Source organism: Peribacillus sp. NPDC101480, assembly GCF_050277335.1.
Classification (GTDB): Bacteria; Bacillota; Bacilli; order Bacillales; family DSM-1321; genus Peribacillus.
On record NZ_JBNNSB010000012.1, the window covers coordinates 35,291 to 55,061 of the forward strand.

Here is a 19,771-nt window from a genome sequence, read left to right on the forward strand (position 1 = left end):
AATGATAAGAGGATTTGTCGTTTCAGATGGCAGAAAATTTACAGAAGAAGAAAAACAAATGATTTGGAAAAAGTCTCCTAGCCATCAAGAAAGTGTGGAGGAATTACGTGTTGCAGATACAATCAATAGGAATTGGCATAATGGAGAACTGCGAGTCATCAATGTACTGCTAGAGGGGGATGCTGGCTCAGGTAAAACACAACTTGCCAAAGCTCTCTCTCATGATCTTCGATTGCCATATACGAAAATTACCTGTTTTGCCGACATGGATAAATCAGATATTTTCGGCTCACTTTTGCCAGTAATGGAAGAAGCACAAGTGGAAGATAAAAAAATAATTCAGTTTTTTGAAAATAATAGCACGGCGCAGCAGTTTTTAGAAAATTTGTCTTCCTATCTACAGTTAAATATGGCAGAAACGAAAGAATACTTGGCAAAACTTGAAAAGAAAATCAAAGACACCGGTAAGAATGTAACATATAAGTATTATCCATCAGAAATCGTTCGTGCACTACATGAAGGCTACCTGTTAGAGATACAAGAACCTACTGTCATTAGAGATGCATCGGTTTTAGTTGCATTGAATTCTGCTCTTGAAATTGATGGTATTTTAAATACTCCAACTGGAATGATCAAACGGCACCATGATGCTGTAGTAGTTATTACAACCAATAGAAATTATCAGGGGAATAGACCCCTTAATGAATCATTACGTGATCGAGTTCAACACACGGAACGAATGAATCTTCCTTCTAAGGGAGTGATGGTCAACCGGGCTCTCAGTAAAGTTGGTTTTGCAGATGAAGAGCTATTAGCAATGATGGCTGAAATCATTATTTTATTAGATGCTACTTCAAAAGCTAATGGAATCAAGGGTGTAGCAGGAATGAGAAGTTATTTCTATTGGGTGAATGCAGTGCATCAAGGAGAAAATATCTTTGATTCTATTTATCAAAAAGTCATCTATAAAATTACCACCGATGAAACTGAGATTAGAATACTAGAAAAAGAATTAGAAAGCAGTCAATTATTGGAGCGTATTCAATCTTATTTACTGAATCAAAAGAATCCAATGAATAAACCGCAAGCTCCTCCAGGGTCACCAATGGTAGATAATTATGAGGAACAACAAGACGGTGAGGAGGAACTTCAAAAAGATACATCTTCCATTTATTTTACAAAAGAAGAGGAGAAAATTCAAAATAGTGATTCCGCTCTGCCTCAACAAGAAAAAGGGGAACCCTTAGAGATTTTTTCTGAAAAGAGATCAAAGGACATTGAAATCGATAGTAATAAAGGAAAAGAGCATGAGGAATCTCAAACAGGTATTTCTCAGCAACAAGTAAAACAGTTGCCGGAAATACTAGAGAAGCAAGAAGCTGATAAGAAAAAAGAGTTGAATAAAGAAGCTCGAACGCTTATGAAAAACACGATTCATCAAAAAGAAGGGATCATTATCCACCGCCCTCATGCAACGAAGGAAAGTATGAGTGAAGCAGAACATATTAAAAAGGAAATAACACCTCTTGTGGAGAGTATGGCAAGAAAAATTCTTGCTGTATTAGAAAAAAAAGAGTCAGTAACATACACTCCAGGGAAGTTATACGGTACGCGATTTAATGCTTCTAAGGTTGCAATGGGAGACTATCGTTACTTTGATAAAAAAAATCCTCCAACTGAAAATCCCTCTCTAGCTATAGCGATACGTATAGATGAGTCTGGTTCCATGGTTCGGGCTCAACGAATGGAGAGTGCCAAAAAAGCAATAATCGCTTTAACAGAGTTTTGTAGAATGTTAAATGTTCCTTTGATGATTTATGGAGACACTGCAGATATTAGTCAAAGGGAAATGACTTCACTATACTCGTACAAAGAGTTTGATGATGGGTACGATGGGGCTATAGGGAAAATTGCGACAATGAAGCCTCGCCAAAATAATCGTGATGGTGTTAATTTACGAATATTGGCAGACAAACTATCGAAACAAATCGCTTCTACCAAGCTATTGATAAATATTAGTGATGGACAACCAAAAGCCATGCCTAATTATTCAGGGGATGCAGCGAGGGTGGATATCCAATCAGTTATTAGAGAATATGAAAGAAAAGACGTGCTATTCCTATCTGTTGCTATTGGAGAAGATAAAGAAAAGATTGCAGAATTACACGGAAGAGAGAGATTCCTTGATATGACTGACCTTAAATCGTTTCCTCAAAAATTAGTGGAAACAATCAGTCGCTTTTTATAGGAGGGATTTGAAAATGGTTGAAAAAAGCAAAAAGGCACTGGTACGGTATCAATAAAGATTTTTCCGTTTTTTTAACCCCGTCCTATATTTAGAACGGGGTTATGCTTGTTTGAGGTTTTAAAATTAAATAACTTTGTTGTCTTTGTGCAATTTTCTCGGTATTGTAAGCGAAAATTATAGTCTAACCATAACCTCAGTGCCGTCCTTAGCTTTGACATCTACTAGCACGATCCCCCTATAATTTTTCAGTTCCTTGACGATAGGCTTTAGCGTTTTTTTGTCTATTAGTGGAAAGGTAAAGTCCAGTTTTTTTCTTTCGAAGTGCACTTTTGTCCATTTGTTTGCATTTTGCTGAATAAATTTTGAAGATAAAATTGAAATAACAATGTTTAAAATGGCATATGGAATTGGAAGGGTAAACCGAACGCCTTTCGCTTTCACTTTAACATGCATCATAAGCGAATCACTAATCAATGATGACTGAAACGGTATCCCCGTTTGCCGATTTAATATCAACAATTTGTCCATCTAATTCGTTTTCGATTGCTTCAATAATAAGACTTATGTCTATATCTTTAACGTATTTTTCCGATTGAGGAATACTCGCTGCGATGCTGTGTCCAGCCACTAATACTGCCTTGACAAGTTTTATAGGCAAATTGACCGTGACATTATCATTTTCGGCGGATACAACACGAACTTTTAAGGTTTTATCTAAATATTTAGTCGGTTTTTCAAGAAGCTTGTTACCTGTTTCTTCTTTCTCTTTTAATATTTGAATCAGTTCTGATCCCTTATCTGCATCAATCTTCCCTTCTTGAACCATTGTTAACACTCTTGTAATTTCCTCTTTCATGATAAATTCCTCCCTATTCCTCTTTTAAGAGCTTAATGGCTTCTTCTGTTGTGATTTCGCCATTTTCCAACATGGTGACAACTTTTTTCTCGTCCACTTCATTTTTCTTCTTCTGTACATATCCAAGGGATGAAATGATGTCAGTTAGCTTGCCTCGAACCGTTGGATACGAAATCCCCAGTTCCTTTTCAACTTCTTTGATATTCCCTCTGCATGTTAAAAATACTTCCACAAAATGAAGCTGATCCTTTGATAAGGATGCCAGCTTAGATATTTCAAACTCATTTTCAATCGTAGTGTGACAATGAGAGCACTGCAACTTTGTAATTTTCAATGTTTTACTGCAAACAGGGCAATTTGTGATTAATTTATAAGCCATAATGAAATCACTTCCTTTTAGTTAATTCGATTATAAAACAAGGAATTAAAAATATAAATAATAAAATTTAAATTTTTAATAAAATAATTCAATAATATTAATTTAAGGTTTAATATTATTGATTATTCGTTTTTATTATCCATTCAAGTATTATAATGGTTGAAATTGTAGACATTTTTCTTGGGTAAAATAACCAGTCACATAATGAGCACAATTACATAGTCTTTGAGATGCTGTTCAATAATCCATTTGATATTAATATTCCAATTATGATGATTATTCAGCAGTCGGTGGCATTGATGTATTATTATTGATTTAACTTGAAAATTATAAGCTTACGGGTTGATTAATCTCCGATTATGCAGTGAGTTGAGGACTTAGTCTTTATTAATGTGTTGAATGCCGTTTTCAGCTAAGCTCCTCTAATGTACCAAAACAAGGGTGATTAAGAATTTGAGATTTTCCAGTATTGTACTATGATAAATTTATATTATTTTGAGTTTGGAAGGGTATGGGTCAGTAACCATACTCTTACAGATTTATTTAAGGAGTGGTAAAATGGCACGTGTTTTATTTATTAATGCTGGATCAGAAGGACATATCAATCCAACTATTGGAGTTGTGCAAGAGCTTATTTCGCGTGGAGAAGAGGTAGTGTACTTTACGATAGAATCATTTCGAGAACGTATCGAGAAGACGGGAGCTACTGTACGAACAATTGACGGTGAAAAATTTATAGAAGCTTTTCTCTCAGGCGGAAGAAATTATTTACTCGAAAGAATCAACGGTCTTTTAAATACGGTAGATATCGTCATACCTAGCGTTCTTGAACAGATCAAAGGAGAGCATTTTGATTACATCATCCATGATTCCATGTTTGGCTGTGGACGTTTACTTGCCCAAATCCTTAAGCTTCCCGCAATCAATTCTTGTACTTCTTTTGCGCAGACAAAAGCATCATTCGATAAAATGCTGGAACAGCTTTCTAAAGAAATTCCTCCAGACATAGTTAAACCTATACACGATGAATTTCAAAGACTGACGGTAATGGTGAAGGAAAAATATGATGTGGAGATCCATTCTACTTACGAAGTTTTTTGTAATCCTGCACCACTTTCAATCGTTTATACAACTAGGGAGTTTCAACCTTTTAAAGAAGCATTCGACCAAACTTACAAATTTGTAGGTCCATCCATCTCTTCACGGTTAAAGCAGGATAACTTTGACCTTGCTGATATCAAAGGAAAAAGTCCCATTTACATTTCTCTTGGAACAGTTTTTAACCGGTCTCTTGATTTTTATAAGCTTTGTTTTGAAGCATTTGGAAATAGCAATCACACGGTTGTCATGTCGGTCGGTCAACAAACCCCACTAATTGAATTAGGAGAAATCCCCCAAAACTTCATTGTGAAAAAATATGTTCCACAAACGGAAGTGCTAAAATGCACTAAATTATTTATCACACATGGTGGAATGAATAGTACCAATGAGGGTCTCTACTACGGGGTTCCGCTAATTGTAATCCCACAAAGCGCGGATCAGCCCATAATTGCAGGGCAAGTTGCCAATATCGGAGCCGGTATTAAATTACAAATGCAAAGCTTGACTGCAAATCAACTGCGTGAGGCCGCAGATCATGTATTAAACGACCCATCTTACCATAAATCTGTTTCAAATATAAGCGAATCCTTTCAAAAATCGGGTGGATATCACCAAGCTGTTGATGAGGTTTTTGAATTTATAGGTCAATACGATATTTAAAATAAATTATCGGTGGCATTTTCTTAGTGGCAATTCTTTTTTTATAAATGAAGGAATGAATCAATTTGTATTTTTGAAAGATGGAAAAGTGGTCTGCTATTTATATGGTTATCCTAAGAATAATGGATATGGTATATTTTTGAATCTGAGGATGCTGGCTAATTAAGGATGATTTAAAATTTCGAGTAGACAGAAATGACATTGTCGTATATTTGAGAAAATAGGCAAGGGTTTAATTGAGGGTTTCTGCGGCAGCCTTTTTTTGTGGAGCTAAAGGGGCAATTTAGCTGAAGAGTAGTGACATATAAAGGTATTGTCCTATTTACATAGAATATTTTAAGAGAATAGCATGTGGAAAATTGGGGGACATATATGGACATTTGTTTTATTGGTGGCGGAAATCACACGGATAATGAATTAGGTGAAGTGTTCCTGGAACTTTCAAAAATGATTAAACATGATGCTAAGATTTTAATTATCCCTTTTGCAACCGACAATTCCAGGTATGAAAGTTGGATGGCAAGTATAAAACAAGCCTTTTCAATCATGGAGAATGTAAGTATTGAATTATTAAACGAAGACCTTTCAGACAAAGAAATGAAAGAGTCTATAAAAGAACATGATATTCTTTACTTTATTGGTGGAAAGCCAGAAAGGTTAATCCATGTTATAGAAGAAAAAGGACTCGTCCCAATTATCAAAGACTTTCAAGGTTTAATCATCGGATATAGTGCGGGTTCATTAGCCTTCTGTAATGATTGCATAATAACAAAAGATAAAGACTACCCAGTAACGGTAGTGATCAAGGGCTTAGGATTAGTTGGGTTTAGCGTTGAGGTCCATTACGAGGATAATATAGATGGAGAATTAATTCCCCTTTCAAATGAACGAAGGATATATGCAATACCAAATGGAAGTGCGATTTTCTCCAAGAACGGGGAACTATTTAAAGTTGCAAATGATATCTATTCCTTTCAAAATATGAAAAAGGAAATAGTGAATTCCTAAGTCTTAAAGAACCAACAAGCTCTTTACCTCAATTGGAGCAAGGGCGCCGGGCGCTAAAGGATAGAGAAAAGGAGACTGCAATGAAAATAAATTTAATGATTTTCATTACATCAATAAAAGAACAAGAAAATGGTATATCAATGATGAAAACAGTTGAATCTGATATTCGTCCTGTTAAAGGGGATATAATGGATGATCCAGGATTCGATTCAGGATTTCATAATGGATATGAAGTTGTAAAGGTTTCGATTAATTATGCCTCAAATGAATGTTTTGTTTCGCTGCACCCGCTTGCGATTGAGATTAAGGAAATCAGGATGGAAACCTATATAGAGAAACTGGAAGCAAACGGTTGGCGTGCTGTCTCAAAAGAGGAATTGAAAAGTATGTAAAAAGGTAAACCCATAAAATTGACGTAAGGAGCATGTAAATGGAAAAATACTCAACAACCACTTTAAAGATGACAAGAAATTTTGATGTAGTGCCTGAAATGGTTTTTGATGCATGGTTGAACCCTGAGATGATGAGAAAATGGTTTTTTACATTGGAAGGGACAAATAAGGTGGCACAAAATGATCCTCAAGTGGGAGGTACTTGGGAAATTATTGATCATCGCGATGGAAAAGATTATCGGGCGATAGGGGAGTACCTTGAAATGGACCCTCCCAATAAATTAGTGTTCACTTTTAAAATGCCGCAATTCAGTGAATTAGTAGATACAATTACAGTTGAACTGAAAGAACTTCAAAAGGGCTGTGAAATGACATTTTCACAAAAAATCATCGTTCCTCATGAAGAAAATTGGACAGAATCCGATATCGAAAAAGCTCTTGGAGAGTATCACGATGGATCTGAACATGGCTGGAACTTAATGTTTATGGGACTGAAGGAACTGGTTGAAACTGGACAAGTTAGCTATAAAGGCTAATGATTCGAATTTCAGAGAGGGATGGGACAATGGAAAGTAAATGGCCAAATGATATGAAAGTAGCGCAAATGCGGGTTGCACGTCCTACTGATCAACTAAAAAAGGTTATAAACTTCTATTGTGAAGGATTAGGCTTGAAAAAAATCGGTTCTTTTGAAGGGCACGAGGGATATGACGGTATCATGATCGGTCTTCCTGATTCCAGCTATCATCTGGAGTTTACTCAACATAAGGATGGCAGTCCTTGTCCTGCCCCATCAAAAGATAATCTGCTTGTCTTTTATATTCCTGAACGTAAAACCATTGAGGAAATCACGAATAGGTTGAAAGGTATGGGATATGAACCGGTTTCTCCGGAAAATCCATATTGGGAAAAATCAGGTGTTACTTTTGAAGATCCGGATGGTTGGAGAATTGTATTGATGAATTCGCCCGGCATAGGAAATTAAATTTTGAAATGAAAACGACCAAAAAGCACCATGCTTTTCGGTCGTTTTGGGTTTATGAGGACATCGTGATCCCGCCATTGATGTGAATGCACTGTCCTGTTATATAGGCACCTTCATCAGATGCCAGCAGCACGTAGGCACCTGCATGATCTGCAGGCTGCCCGGGGCGGCCAAGCGGTGCCTCGGTACCAAATTCGGCAACGGATCGTTCGTCGAATGTCGCAGGGATGAGCGGAGTCCAAATCGGTCCTGGTGCAACCATATTGACCCGGATCCCTTTTTTAGCCACATTCTGTGCAAGGCTGCGTGTGAATCCGACGATTGCTCCTTTTGTCGCTGTATAATCCATCAAAGTTGCATGGCCTCTGTAAGGATTGATCGATGTTGTGCTGATGACCGAGTTGCCTTGTTTCATATGAGGAACCGCGTGCTTGCTCATGTAAAATACTGAATAAATATTGGTGCGGAACGTTCTGTCCCATTGCTCGTCCGTGATATCTTCAATGTTTTCCGTCGGAAATTGCACCGCAGCATTATTGACGAGGATGTCCAGCTTTCCGAACTCGTCCAGCGTCTTAGTAATCAATTCTTTACAATTCGCCTCCACGGAAACGTCACTTGGAAGTAGGAGGCAGCGAACGCCTTCCGCTTCAATCAGCTGCTTTGTTTCTTCGGCATCACCGTGCTCATCTAAATAATTCACAATCACATGGGCGCCTTCCTTTGCATAAGCAATGGCAACCGCACGTCCGATGCCGCTATCTCCGCCTGTAATTAAGGCAACGCGGTCCTTAAGCTTACCGCTTCCTATGTAATCCTTTGGCTGAATCGGAAGTGGATTCATCTCAGATTCAATACCAGGCTGTCTTTCCTGCGTTTGTCCGGGCTGTCCATTCTTTTGCTGTTCATATATATTCAATGAAATCTCCTCCTTTTAAACTATTGATCTAGTCATACTTTAGCCGGTAAAAAGTACGGTTAAACATCGACATTCCCACCGATTCCATCTGCAAACGATTACAAAAATATAGTGAAGAAGGACTTACGGTGTTCAAAGTTGAATTACATTTAAATAAAAATTTCAGGGGTGAAATATGAATTCGACAGGAACAATACAAGAATTGACCAAAAAAGAACAATGGTTAGAAGCCTTTCCAATCATGAATCAGTTGCGTACTGACTTAACTCAAAAAACATATCTGGAGTTACTTGAAGAAATGAGGAAGGACGGATACTGTTTGTTTGCTTTATATAAAGATAACCAGGTTGTATCCTTGGCTGGTTTAAGCTGGAGAGTGAACTTTTATAATAAACGTCACGTGTTTATTTATGACCTTGTAACAGATTCTGCACACCGCTCATTTGGATATGGAGAGAAGTTATTAAGTTATATACATAACTGGGCAAAAGAAAACGGAGCTGCATATGTGGCATTGGAATCTGGGATCCAACGAAACGAAGCCCACCGATTCTATGAAGAGAAATTAGATTATGATAAATGGTGCTACTCATTTAGAAAAACGCTGTGAGTAAGAATAGCAACGTAAAAGAGCTGAGTATTCAGCTTTTTTTGTGCCACTTTATAGAGCAAATGGAGTGAATGTAAGACACGTTGTCCACTATGTGTATTGGATTATAAACATTTTTAGTAAGAAGAGATCAATTAAAGATAAATTCACGAGTAAACCGCTGAAACTTACAAGAATAAGCCCCAAACTCACCGCAAATGCTCCAATACCCAGAAATTGGAACGTTTATAGCAAGTATAATAATGAATCCAATTCCTTTGAAAAAATATATTGAACTACTCATCTTACTAACTAGAATATCCTTCTGCTGCAGAGTTTGATCAAAAGTCCTTATTTTGATGTTTACGTCAAGATGAAAAGTGAGGAGTTCGATGAAGTGTTGGAAATGCTAGTTTGTTTTTTTGTTTTATAACGGGAGTCGTGTTTCTATATTTTGGTTTGTTTCAATACAATTGGCTGTATAAGGGTGTAAAGGAGATTGAAGAAGACAATGATTTTCCTTTCATAAGCAGTTATTGGTTCTGGCGGATTTTGTTCATCGGAATCAGTTTATTCATCATTTTTAGGACTGTAAATTCATTCTTTCGCTGAAAAACCCAAATTTTTGTAATGATTTATTTAGCCTTGGACATACTTAATTAAGATATCAAAATGTAACATTTAATTAAGGAGGAAACCAAATGGCTAACGAAAATATACAAATGAAAATGGAACATATTTGGCAGGATACCTGTGGTTCTTGGGAAAATTGTACGGAAACCACAATTCAGTCATTCTTGGCAAAATCCGAAGAAGGCAATATAGATCCGCAGTATTGCATGAGCTGGGTGGAACAACATAAAGCTCAAATACCCGAGTGGGATGCCGTTTCAAAAGTGTCGCTCGCCTGGGTTAATCAACATACATCAACGGGTTCACCCATTTCAATCAAGGAAGATTATTAAAAGGCTTATGAATGGTTCGAATTCCACTATATTTAAGAGGTGAAGATAGTTGTCAAATAATGAGGAAAACGGTAAATCAAATCGTCGGGATCCAGATTACAGAGTTAATGCTTGGGATGAAATGAATGGTGAAGATAAGTTTGTACAATCAGCCATCCAAGAGGAATTCAATAATCCAGTAATTGAAGAAACGATTTTGAAGTTCAATAAAATAGCAAATGAAGAAGAAAAGGAAACTTGATTTTTGGACGCGCCCTATAGGGCGTTTTTTTTTTGAAAAAAGGAAGAAGGAACTGCTAATAACTTATTATTCAAAAGCTTTATCTTTTAGATTTATAAAAAACAATAATATACAAATAAAGGGGAAAGGCATCTTGGTATCGTATAAAGCATAGTATAAATCGTTTTTAATAATAAGTTAGCAATATCATTATGGGAGTGAAGATCATGGAAGCTGCTGTAGAACGGATTTTTTCTAATGAATTGGTGAAATTGGCTGGAGATTTTTTTCAAGTGAATGCGGGGAATCCGGTTAAACTTGGAGATGCAGAGAACTACGTATTTGAGGTTTACAGGGATGGAACGCCATACATTTTAAGAATGACACATCAATCACATCGTACAAAAGCTCAAGTGCTTGCTGAGTTAAAGTGGATTGAGCATTTACAGAATAATGGTAGTGAAATTCCTAAGGTTCTCTTTTCGAAAGATAATAACTTAGTTGAAATTGTAAAGGGCTCGGATGGTTCAGAATTTTATTGTTGCCTGTTTGAAAAAGCTCCTGGTGTAAGAATGAAAGTCACCGATGAAAATTTCAATGAACCTTTATTTTTTGAATGGGGAAGAACCATTGGCCAAATGCACAAACAAACTAAAAGTTATAAGCCAAAAGCGGAATATAAAAGGCTGGATTGGCATGAAGAAGAATTATTGAATGCTCAGCTCTTTCAATCCGATGTACCGGAGCAATTGATGCGCCAACAAGAATTAGTCACGAAGAAGTTAAATGCCCTTCCGGTTCATCAAGATAATTTTGGATTGATTCATTCTGATATACATAACGGCAATTTCCATTTTCATGAGGGGAAGATTCATGTTTTTGACTTTGATGACTGTTCTTATCATTGGTTTGCCAGTGATTTGGCCATACCTCTGTACTATCTGATGTGGAGCTTGGAACGTGAAGGGACAAAAGGGCTCGATGAATATGCTGCCAAGTTCATGAGGGAATTCATAAAAGGCTATGAGACGGAAAATATTCTTGCGCCTATAGAATATGAAACGATTCCTCTATTTTTAAAGCTAAGGGATTTAACGTTATATAATTTTTTCCATAAAAAATACGATTTGAAGAATGCGGATAGTCCATTATACAAAACCGTTCAAAAAATCGAACAAAGAATCATCGAAAGCCGTCCTATTGTTCACTTCGATCCGAACATGGTTCATTAAGGGGGATTGGAATGTCAGATATAAAAAATAATGGGCTTGCATATAGAATTCGGACTGGTGTATTGGAAGATGCGGAAGCGGTTTTGGATGTGCAAAATTCCGTTATTTCCGAAGGCGAGTATTTTATTGCCGTATCGGAGGAGTTCAATAAAACATATGAACAGCAACGAGATTGGATACGAAGGTTATTGGAAAATGAACGGGAAACCATCATCGTGGCCGAAATAAATGATAAAGTGGTTGGATGGATAGCCTTTCAATCGGAGAATAGGAAGAGAATGTCCCACAAGGGTTCATTTGGGGTGATGATCAGAAAAAATTTCAGAGGGATGGGATTGGGAAAGGAGCTTATTGAAGCGTTATTGGATTGGGCAGAAGCCAATCCGTTGATTGAGAAGGTGAGTTTAGGAGTTTTTTCCACAAATCATCGGGCAATATCATTGTATAAAAGGCTGGGGTTTGTTGAAGAAGGCCGTAAAATAAAAGAATTCAAGATGAGCGAAAGTGAATACGTTGATGATATTATCATGTACAAAATGGTTTGATCAGACCGAAAGAGCATGAATGGATTCATTACATGCTCTTCCGGTTTGGTTATGTATCTATTTTTATAGTAAAACGATATTTATGTCATGCATTATTTAATTACTCTTACCTTCACTTGCTTTCTTCCCCACGTTAAAGCATCCGCTTCCTTCGCGATGAAGACATCGATTCTGTTTCCTTTGATCGCACCGCCCGTGTCTGCAGCGATAGCTTGTCCGTAGCCTTCGACTTCAACGATGGAGCCTAGCGGAATCACGTTCGGATCGACTGCTATCAGTTTGGCATCATCATATTTTTCTAAATCGACACCCATTCTTGTAGTGCCTGAGCATCCCTCGCAACTTGCTGTATATGCTGTACTTGTAACCGTCAGTTCTTTAACGGCTGAGCTTGCCGAACTGGCTCTTTCTTCTAATTTACTGATGGTCCGTGCACCGGCTATACCGTCAGCGGATAAGCCCTTTTGCTTTTGAAAGTTGATAACGGCTTGCTTTGTACCTGAACCATAAATGCCATCGACCGTTGATGAGTAAACATCCCAGGCTTTCAATAGCCTTTGCAGTTCAGCTACAGGCCTTCCCATATCCCCGCTTTTCAGTACCTGTATTTTCTGATTCGTTTGTGTTCCTGCTATTCCATCGACTTTCAGCCCTGATTTTTCCTGGAACTTCTTTACGGATTCCTTTGTAATCGGTCCGTAGTAACCTGTTGCTTCATGATAGGGAAAAACCCCTTTTGTCAGTAATAATTCTTGTAATTGTTTTACATCACTATTACTCATCCCAAATGAAAGTGTGCGATCCAAAGCAGCGGCTTCGCCTTTTGTTGGCATGCAAACTCCTAGAATGAATACAGAAGCCGTTAGGATCGTTAATAAAATTTTCTTCATGTTTATCCTCCTCGTTGTTTCCTGCAATTAAACCATTCGTTAAACTATCACTCTTTTAGGCGCAGTAAAGGAAAAACACCGCGAAGGCACTAAGTAATTGTTAAAACATGTAACATATAAAAAAGAAATGAGGCGGACATCGGGTTACCATATCCTTAGTGATTAACTAATTATGGAAAAAATCACCTTCATATGGAAACGGACCGGAACCGTTTGGTTGAACAGGGGCATTCATTCATGTACGTTTAAGTTAATAGAAGTTCTATTTTAAGGTTAAAGGAGGAAATCATTTGATTAAGGCAGTTATTTTCGACTTTGATGGTTTAATTTTAGACACGGAAACGGCTTGGTATGAGGCTTATAAAGAAACGATGGCTTTTTATGAATCTGATTTGCCCCTCGAACATTTTGTTACATGTATCGGAACGGATAATACTGAGCTTAATCAGTACTTTAAAGATCAGCTGGGGGAAAGGTGTAATATTGAAGAAATTGAATCCAGAGCAAAAAGCCTCCATGAAGTAAAGATGAAAACATCACAGGCACGTGAAGGTGTGAAGGATTATTTAGAAGAAGCAAAAAGAAATGGATATAAAATCGCCCTCGCTTCAAGCTCGACAAAAGAGTGGGTCACTCATCATTTGGCGGAACTCGGACTGTTACACTATTTTGAAGTTATTATCACAGGGGATGAAGTCGAGAAAGTAAAACCAGCGCCTGATTTGTATGTAAAGGCAATTGATGTTCTGGCCATTCAGCCGACAGAAGCCGTAGCATTTGAAGATTCGTTAAATGGGCTTCAAGCGGCCCTGACTGCAGGTTTAAAATGTGTGATCGTTCCTAATCCCGTGACGGAAGCTTTAGCTTTTGAAAATCATCATTTACGCCTCCGTTCCATGATGGATAAGAGCTTGTCTGACGTCATAAAACATATTGAGCAATAAGCGTTCGAAGGAAAGTATAGTATGATAAAGGGATGAAACCGAGCCGAAGATGGCAGAGTCTTCGGTTTTTCTGGTTTTAATGAAAGTTATATTTTGGTGGGGAGGGTGAGTTTATGGGATTGCATATCAATGACGAAGGAGTCCGGCTGCAGGAGGTCAATGAGAGCGATCTTCCAATCTTTTTCGAGCAGCAATTGGATCCTGCCGCAAACTATATGGCTGCCTTCACATCTAAAGATCCATCAGACAAGGCGGTTTTTTTGACACACTGGAAGAACATCTTATTGAACCGGGATATTCAAAAAATGACCATAATCCACAACGGATGTGTTGCGGGCAGTATTCTCAAGTTTGAACAGTTTGGTAACCCGGAAGTGAGTTATTGGATCGGGAAGCAATATTGGGGGGAAGGGATCGCTACAGGGGCACTGCTCCATTTTTTGCCGAAAATAAAAGTCCGCCCTCTTTATGCCCGCGCAGCCAAGGATAATCTTGGTTCCATCAGGGTGCTGGAGAAATGCGGATTTGAAAGATTTGATGAAGACAAAGGTTATTCCCATGCAAGAGGCAAAGAGGTTGAAGAATTCATTTTGAAACTTGAAAGTTAAGATAATAATAACAATATCGTTTAGCCTATGAGGAAACGGGTGACAGACAATGGGATATAAGATTTTTTCGATCATTTTTATTTTATGCGGTCTATTTGTAATGTGGTTCGCCATTTTTGGCAAAAAGAAAGAGATTAAAGAGATCGGCATACCAACGAATTTCATCGATGTAGTTTTAATGATGATATATAAGCTTTTACCTTCCAGTATTAGAAAAATCCTTCTTTTTGCATTGGGTCTGTCCATTTCTATCGGATTTACCTATATATTGATTAAGTTATGAAAAATTTTCCTTATTAGATTAAATAATCCTGAAACTTTATTCTTGCGGAATCGTATTAAATGGTAACGATATATAGGAGTTGTTGCTATTTCGAGGAAAAAAAGTGATGGCAGTGTTTAGGATAATTGGGGCGGGAAGTTGACGCAGACGGAAGGCTTGATGTTATTTCACAATAAGGTCAAGAACGGGAAACCATAAAATTCAAATCTATTGATTGCAGCTGATTCAAGGGGTGTTTATATCCAAATGGAAGAATATCAGTATAGTAATAATATGCATAATATGGTAATGTTGAATTTGTGTGATTTTGGAAATTTATAAAAAAAGGAAGGTATTATATGTCTGAATCGGTTCTTAAGGTTCAATCCTTAACTAAAAAAATTGGAAAAGCAACCATCGTAGACAATGTTAGCTTTGAAATAAAAAGCAATGAAATATTCGGTTTGCTTGGTCCGAATGGAGCGGGTAAGACCACGATCATCCGTATGATCACAGGTCTCATCAATCGTACGGGCGGTACTGTCATGATCAATGGCAGTGACCTGGATAATGATTTTGAAGGTGCGATGAATCAATTGGGGGCCATTGTTGAAAACCCGGAGTTCTATAAGTACATGACAGGCAGAAAGAATATCCTGCATTATGCCCGAATGTCATCCAATGACATATCCACTGAGAGAATAGAAGAGGTCATTAAGCTTGTCAAACTGGATCATGCCATCGATAAGAAGGTTAAAACCTATTCATTGGGAATGCGCCAGCGCCTTGGAGTGGCACAGGCCATTTTACATAAACCATCGTTATTGATTTTTGATGAACCGACGAATGGCTTGGATCCGCAAGGGATCCGCGAGTTTCGTGATTATTTGAAAGTACTGGCAAGTGAAGGCGTCGGGATATTGATTTCATCACATTTACTATCGGAAATGCAATTGATGTGTGATAGTTTTGCCGTTATCGAAAAGGGAAAACTGATCCATACGAAAGAACATATTGTTGATGAAAAAACCGAAACGATCAATGAAGTTTCATTCACTGTCAGTGATGGGAAGCTAGCTAAAAAAATCCTTCAAGAACAGTTTGCGGATATTACGATTCTAAAAAATGGTGCGAAGACAATCTCCGTATCGGCCACCCGAGAACAAACGGCCAATATAAACCGGAGTTTTAATGTAAATGAACTGGATGTCTTTGAAATTGGCATAACCACAAAATCGCTGGAAGATAAATTCTTCGAAATCACTGAGCAGGAAATGAGGGAGTCTGTATGATGTCCTTAGTAAAAAATGAATGGATGAAAATCTTCTCAAAAGTATCAACTTATATATTCATCGCTTTTCTATTATTGGCAGCATTAGGGGCTGCGGTCATCGATTATAAACTAAGTCCTGACGAAACGAATAAAGATTGGAAGCAAGAGTTAAACGCAGATATCCAAGAACAGGAAAAGGCTTTGGAAGCTAAGGAAATCAGTGAAGATGAAAAAGCCGCCATCATGGAAGACATTAATTACAACAAGCAACTGTTGGCTGATAATATAAACCCTGACTTAAACACGAATTGGACCTATATGGCTGAATGGACTACATCACTAACATCATTTGTCACTTTATTCGTCGTTATAGTTTGCAGCTCGCTCGTTTCTTCGGAATTTTCCGATGGCACCATTAAACAACTGTTGATCAGGCCTTATAAACGTTGGAAGATCCTATTTTCCAAATATATTACTTCCCTGTTATTTGCAGCGTTACTACTTGCGAGCCTTCTTATATTCAGTTATCTAATCGGAATCATATTCTTTGGCAATGGTTCGTATTCAGATAAAATCATGGATCCTGCATCTTTCGAATTCAGTCCGGTGGTAGTCGGCGAATATTTCGTAGACATGATCGTTTACTGGATACCAGGATTCCTAGTCATCACGACCATCGCTTTCATGTTAAGCACATTATTTAAAAACCAAGCACTTGCAGTAGGGATATCCATTTTCATCCTATTTGCATCTTCGACATTAAATATGGTCATTCAATCATTCATCGGAAAATACGAGTGGTTAAAATTCGTCTTATTCCCCCACCTTGATTTAAGGGGCTATATTTCCGGAACCATAGAAATGTTCGATGGAGCTACACTTGGATTCTCGATGGGTGTACTCGGCATCTATTATCTTATCTTTTTAGCGCTAACTTTCTTCTTCTTCCAGAAAAAAGATATCACTAATTAAATAGAGCGAAAAACCGAAATCAGTGGCTGATTTCGGTTTTTCTTATGCAAAAGGAATGTTGCTACTTAGAATCTGGCATAAAGTGAAACCTTTATCCAAAATTATCCGTATAAGATAATATGAGGATATTCAGTTGGGTGTAGGGGTGAAAAATGAATAAAAACAAGGTTCTATGAATTGGACTTATAGGATTTTCTTTATTTCTAATAGGCATGATGATTTCACAATGGACAGTTGCTGGCGTAGTGATCGGGATAGGCGGAGGGTTCATAATGGGGATCAGTTCCTACCTGCTTGCTAGTCAGTAGCTCCATGTACATATGAACAATACACTAGTTAATTGCGGGCTTCGCGGAAATAATCTGATAGAGATGGAGCAGATTTAAAGATGGGGAAAATGCATTATAAACGAAAGTTAGTCATTGTATTTATAATTATTGGAACAGCATTAGGGCTCTATGTGTACTCGGCATTCTCTGAAAAATTGACAAAATCAACAGATTTGTCTGATGAATCTATCGGGGGATTTAAAGTGTTGGATAACATATCGAGTCCAGAATTCATTAGGGAATATGGTGAACCCATCGATCAAGATAATAATAATGCTTATGATTATTATTATTGGAAGGGCGGGTTGAAAACGGCCTCTATCAATACAGACGAGGATAAAGGGAAAATCATGCGGTTGATCATTTCAAGTACGGACGACGCCCAATTTGAAAACTCCCTTCAAACAAGCAAAGGTATTAAATTAGGAAGTAAGAAAGCGGACGTCCTTTCGAAGTACGGGGATCATTATTATAAAAGTTATGAACAGGGAGCGGATATTATCGGATACATTGACCATAAACGAAATATTACCTTAGAATTCTGGTGTGTACCAGGTGGAAGGGTCGCAGAAATACGATTGGATGATGCAGATGTCATGTAATGTTTTTTCACCAGCGTCCCCGATTAAGGGTCTTGGCTGTTTAAGTGAATAAGAAAGCGATGCGATAAATAATATGTTCATAAAAAATTTCATCTATCATTACATCATTTATCCAATCATATTTGTTGGGGTATATGCAGCATTTACCATTTTCAAACTTGATGATACCCCGGTTCCTATAAATGATGCTCTGCATAGGTTTTACTCTATTATTTTGCAATAAGTGTGTATCATGCTTTTCCTACTATAAATTCTAAGGGGAAACAGAAAAAATTTCCATTTTTTTCATGATCTCCGAAACCATTTATTACTTTATCCGTATATCTAAGTATGTACGGTGCTTAGGAGCACCGGTATTTATCGGCATTTATCATTTTAATAAATTGGGAGATGAAGGATCATGAGCGAAAAGGGTTGTATGAAATGCGGAAGCAATGATGCGGCTAAGAAGGATGTAGCCATGACAGGAACAGGCTTGTCAAAAATGTTCGATGTCCAGAATAATCAATTTACGGTTGTGTATTGCAAGCAGTGCGGTTATTCGGAGTTTTATAATAAGCAATCATCTGCAGGCAGTAATCTCCTGGATCTATTCTTGGGATGATCATTGGCAAAACAAGAATCCCCTTTTTCATGAAAAGGGGATTCTTGTTTTTTATTCATTTTAGGAAGAGAATTACTGATGGAACCGGACTAGGCCGCCAAAATAAAGGAAGGCAGGGAAGACGAGATCATGACAATCTTGCCGCGAGATAGCAGGTGTAAATTAAGTATTCCGGATCAAATGTGGGCGAATATCATTACTCGTGACGGCATGCCCGAGAAATGATAGTATTAATGTAAAAAATGGAAATTTCATGAGGGGAATTAAATGAATAAAATAGCACTTCTTCAACTGTCTCTAGCCATGACAATCTTCGGTTCTGTCGGTTTCTTTTCGGAACTATCAGGACTTCCTGCATTGGAATTGGTTTTTGTTCGCTGTATTTGTGCTGCCGTATTCTTATGTGCAGCCTGGATGATTACCGGACATTTCAAGAACGAAATATGGAATGGCAGGGAGGTAATGCTCATCATTTTCTGCGCGGTGGCGAACTTGTTAAACTGGATATTCCTCTTTAAATCTTTTGAGCTGATATCAGTGACAATCGCCATTTCGCTTTATCATTTAGCGCCGATCATTGTACTCATTATAGGGAGCTTCATCTTTAGGGAGAAAATGAATTTATTCTCCATCTTGGCCATTTCCATTTGCTTCATCGGCACATTACTCATTATGGGAACAGATGGATTTCGATCATCATCTCCTGAATGGGAGGGCATCATGTATGGAATCATTGCTGCATTTTTCTATGCGGCAACCATGCTTTTAGGAAAGAGCATTACAAAGACCAGTGTATATGCGACCACATTTCTGCAAATGTTCATTGGATTTCTATTACTGATTCCTTTTGTCGATTATTCCGTATATACAACTTTAAATTCTTCCGAATGGTTTTATACGGTTCTTACCGGCATCATCCATACAGGCGTCGTGTATTTGCTGTTTTTTAATAGTATTCGCCATTTGCCTACAAATGTAGTATCTTTCATGATTTTTGTCGATCCGGCAGTTGCCATCCTTTTGGATATTCTGCTTTCAGGATTTAAACCGGACGGTATTCAAATTCTGGGTATTTCCTTGATATTTATTGGGGTGGTCTATTCACTTAAAACGACTAGACCGACTGAAAATGATGTCATGCAGAAAAGGCCGCACACAATGTGAGGCCTTTTTCCTTTATGAATTTAC

General features: G+C 37.7%; 24 protein-coding genes. 19 read left to right on the plus strand and 5 right to left on the minus strand.

The window, feature by feature from the left end; translation table 11 throughout:
- Nucleotide 1: 1 nt before the first annotated feature.
- The gene (locus ACQKMF_RS25080) at nt 2-2,248 is read left to right on the plus strand and encodes an AAA family ATPase (RefSeq protein ID WP_402940603.1); all 2,247 of its coding nucleotides are present in this window, start codon (nt 2-4) and stop codon (nt 2,246-2,248) included.
- 174 nt (nt 2,249-2,422) lie between these two features.
- Here the strand turns inward: ACQKMF_RS25080 and ACQKMF_RS25085 are convergent, their stop codons facing one another.
- Genes ACQKMF_RS25085 through ACQKMF_RS25095 form a run of 3 tightly spaced genes read right to left on the minus strand, consistent with a single transcriptional unit; the run spans nt 2,423 to nt 3,483 of the window.
- Nucleotides 2,423-2,704 carry a hypothetical protein gene (locus tag ACQKMF_RS25085; protein WP_402940606.1) on the minus strand — a complete coding sequence of 94 codons (282 nt, stop codon included), beginning with the start codon at nt 2,702-2,704 and terminating at the stop codon, nt 2,423-2,425.
- A 10-nt stretch (nt 2,705-2,714) separates the two neighbouring features.
- Nucleotides 2,715-3,104 carry an SHOCT-like domain-containing protein gene (locus ACQKMF_RS25090; protein WP_063236560.1) on the minus strand — a complete coding sequence of 130 codons (390 nt, stop codon included), beginning with the start codon at nt 3,102-3,104 and terminating at the stop codon, nt 2,715-2,717.
- 13 nt (nt 3,105-3,117) lie between these two features.
- A complete protein-coding gene (locus ACQKMF_RS25095; protein WP_101225747.1) occupies nt 3,118-3,483 on the minus strand; it encodes a DUF2089 domain-containing protein in 366 nt (121 codons plus the stop codon).
- Between the two features lie 558 nt (nt 3,484-4,041).
- Here ACQKMF_RS25095 and ACQKMF_RS25100 point away from each other — a divergent pair.
- From ACQKMF_RS25100 to ACQKMF_RS25120, 5 genes are all read left to right on the plus strand, one after another.
- Entirely contained in the window at nt 4,042-5,244 is a 1,203-nt protein-coding gene (locus ACQKMF_RS25100; protein WP_427575467.1) for a macrolide family glycosyltransferase, read from the plus strand.
- Between the two features lie 372 nt (nt 5,245-5,616).
- On the plus strand, nt 5,617-6,252 hold the full coding sequence (locus ACQKMF_RS25105) for a Type 1 glutamine amidotransferase-like domain-containing protein (RefSeq protein WP_427575469.1): 636 nt from the start codon (nt 5,617-5,619) through the stop codon (nt 6,250-6,252).
- Between the two features lie 80 nt (nt 6,253-6,332).
- Nucleotides 6,333-6,644, plus strand: coding sequence for a hypothetical protein (locus tag ACQKMF_RS25110; RefSeq protein WP_101225754.1), 312 nt, complete (start codon nt 6,333-6,335; stop codon nt 6,642-6,644).
- Nucleotides 6,645-6,682: 38 nt separating this feature from the next.
- A complete protein-coding gene (locus tag ACQKMF_RS25115) occupies nt 6,683-7,180 on the plus strand; it encodes an SRPBCC family protein (RefSeq protein WP_427575471.1) in 498 nt (165 codons plus the stop codon).
- Nucleotides 7,181-7,209: 29 nt separating this feature from the next.
- On the plus strand, nt 7,210-7,629 hold the full coding sequence (locus tag ACQKMF_RS25120) for a VOC family protein (RefSeq protein WP_402940621.1): 420 nt from the start codon (nt 7,210-7,212) through the stop codon (nt 7,627-7,629).
- Nucleotides 7,630-7,681: 52 nt separating this feature from the next.
- On the opposite strand, the gene ACQKMF_RS25125 is transcribed toward ACQKMF_RS25120, so the two are convergent.
- Nucleotides 7,682-8,548, minus strand: a complete 867-nt coding sequence (locus tag ACQKMF_RS25125; protein WP_427575473.1) for an SDR family oxidoreductase — start codon at nt 8,546-8,548, stop codon at nt 7,682-7,684.
- A gap of 175 nt (nt 8,549-8,723) precedes the next feature.
- Here ACQKMF_RS25125 and ACQKMF_RS25130 point away from each other — a divergent pair, with 175 nt between their 5' ends.
- From ACQKMF_RS25130 to ACQKMF_RS25150, 5 genes are all read left to right on the plus strand, one after another.
- Nucleotides 8,724-9,158, plus strand: coding sequence for a GNAT family N-acetyltransferase (locus ACQKMF_RS25130; protein ID WP_427575475.1), 435 nt, complete (start codon nt 8,724-8,726; stop codon nt 9,156-9,158).
- Nucleotides 9,159-9,838: 680 nt separating this feature from the next.
- Nucleotides 9,839-10,102 (plus strand): hypothetical protein, encoded by a 264-nt coding sequence (locus ACQKMF_RS25135; RefSeq protein WP_427575477.1) that lies wholly within the window; start codon nt 9,839-9,841, stop codon nt 10,100-10,102.
- A 49-nt stretch (nt 10,103-10,151) separates the two neighbouring features.
- Nucleotides 10,152-10,343 carry a hypothetical protein gene (locus ACQKMF_RS25140; RefSeq protein WP_101225760.1) on the plus strand — a complete coding sequence of 64 codons (192 nt, stop codon included), beginning with the start codon at nt 10,152-10,154 and terminating at the stop codon, nt 10,341-10,343.
- Between the two features lie 206 nt (nt 10,344-10,549).
- A complete protein-coding gene (locus tag ACQKMF_RS25145; protein ID WP_427575479.1) occupies nt 10,550-11,554 on the plus strand; it encodes a phosphotransferase enzyme family protein in 1,005 nt (334 codons plus the stop codon).
- A gap of 11 nt (nt 11,555-11,565) precedes the next feature.
- Nucleotides 11,566-12,099 carry a GNAT family N-acetyltransferase gene (locus tag ACQKMF_RS25150; RefSeq protein WP_260356733.1) on the plus strand — a complete coding sequence of 178 codons (534 nt, stop codon included), beginning with the start codon at nt 11,566-11,568 and terminating at the stop codon, nt 12,097-12,099.
- Nucleotides 12,100-12,191: 92 nt separating this feature from the next.
- Here ACQKMF_RS25150 and ACQKMF_RS25155 read toward each other — a convergent pair whose 3' ends face one another.
- Entirely contained in the window at nt 12,192-12,989 is a 798-nt protein-coding gene (locus tag ACQKMF_RS25155) for a peptidoglycan-binding protein (RefSeq protein WP_101225763.1), read from the minus strand.
- A gap of 293 nt (nt 12,990-13,282) precedes the next feature.
- Between ACQKMF_RS25155 and ACQKMF_RS25160 the strand changes: the two genes are divergently transcribed.
- The 8 genes from ACQKMF_RS25160 to ACQKMF_RS25195 all read left to right on the plus strand — a co-directional run bounded on the left by ACQKMF_RS25160 (nt 13,283) and on the right by ACQKMF_RS25195 (nt 19,747).
- Entirely contained in the window at nt 13,283-13,933 is a 651-nt protein-coding gene (locus ACQKMF_RS25160) for an HAD family hydrolase (protein WP_427575499.1), read from the plus strand.
- A gap of 113 nt (nt 13,934-14,046) precedes the next feature.
- On the plus strand, nt 14,047-14,541 hold the full coding sequence (locus ACQKMF_RS25165) for a GNAT family N-acetyltransferase (protein ID WP_427575482.1): 495 nt from the start codon (nt 14,047-14,049) through the stop codon (nt 14,539-14,541).
- 49 nt (nt 14,542-14,590) lie between these two features.
- Nucleotides 14,591-14,824 carry a hypothetical protein gene (locus tag ACQKMF_RS25170; protein WP_402940642.1) on the plus strand — a complete coding sequence of 78 codons (234 nt, stop codon included), beginning with the start codon at nt 14,591-14,593 and terminating at the stop codon, nt 14,822-14,824.
- Nucleotides 14,825-15,162: 338 nt separating this feature from the next.
- Entirely contained in the window at nt 15,163-16,095 is a 933-nt protein-coding gene (locus tag ACQKMF_RS25175) for an ABC transporter ATP-binding protein (protein WP_427575485.1), read from the plus strand.
- On the plus strand, nt 16,095-17,048 hold the full coding sequence (locus ACQKMF_RS25180) for an ABC transporter permease (protein WP_402940645.1): 954 nt from the start codon (nt 16,095-16,097) through the stop codon (nt 17,046-17,048). The genes ACQKMF_RS25175 and ACQKMF_RS25180 overlap by 1 nt, the downstream gene beginning before the upstream one ends.
- Nucleotides 17,049-17,436: 388 nt before the next feature.
- Nucleotides 17,437-17,979: a hypothetical protein gene (locus ACQKMF_RS25185; protein WP_402940648.1), complete on the plus strand. Its 543-nt coding sequence runs from the start codon at nt 17,437-17,439 to the stop codon at nt 17,977-17,979.
- 400 nt (nt 17,980-18,379) lie between these two features.
- Entirely contained in the window at nt 18,380-18,583 is a 204-nt protein-coding gene (locus ACQKMF_RS25190) for a zinc ribbon domain-containing protein (RefSeq protein WP_137020214.1), read from the plus strand.
- A gap of 267 nt (nt 18,584-18,850) precedes the next feature.
- On the plus strand, nt 18,851-19,747 hold the full coding sequence (locus ACQKMF_RS25195; RefSeq protein ID WP_427575488.1) for a DMT family transporter: 897 nt from the start codon (nt 18,851-18,853) through the stop codon (nt 19,745-19,747).
- Nucleotides 19,748-19,771: the final 24 nt, after the last annotated feature.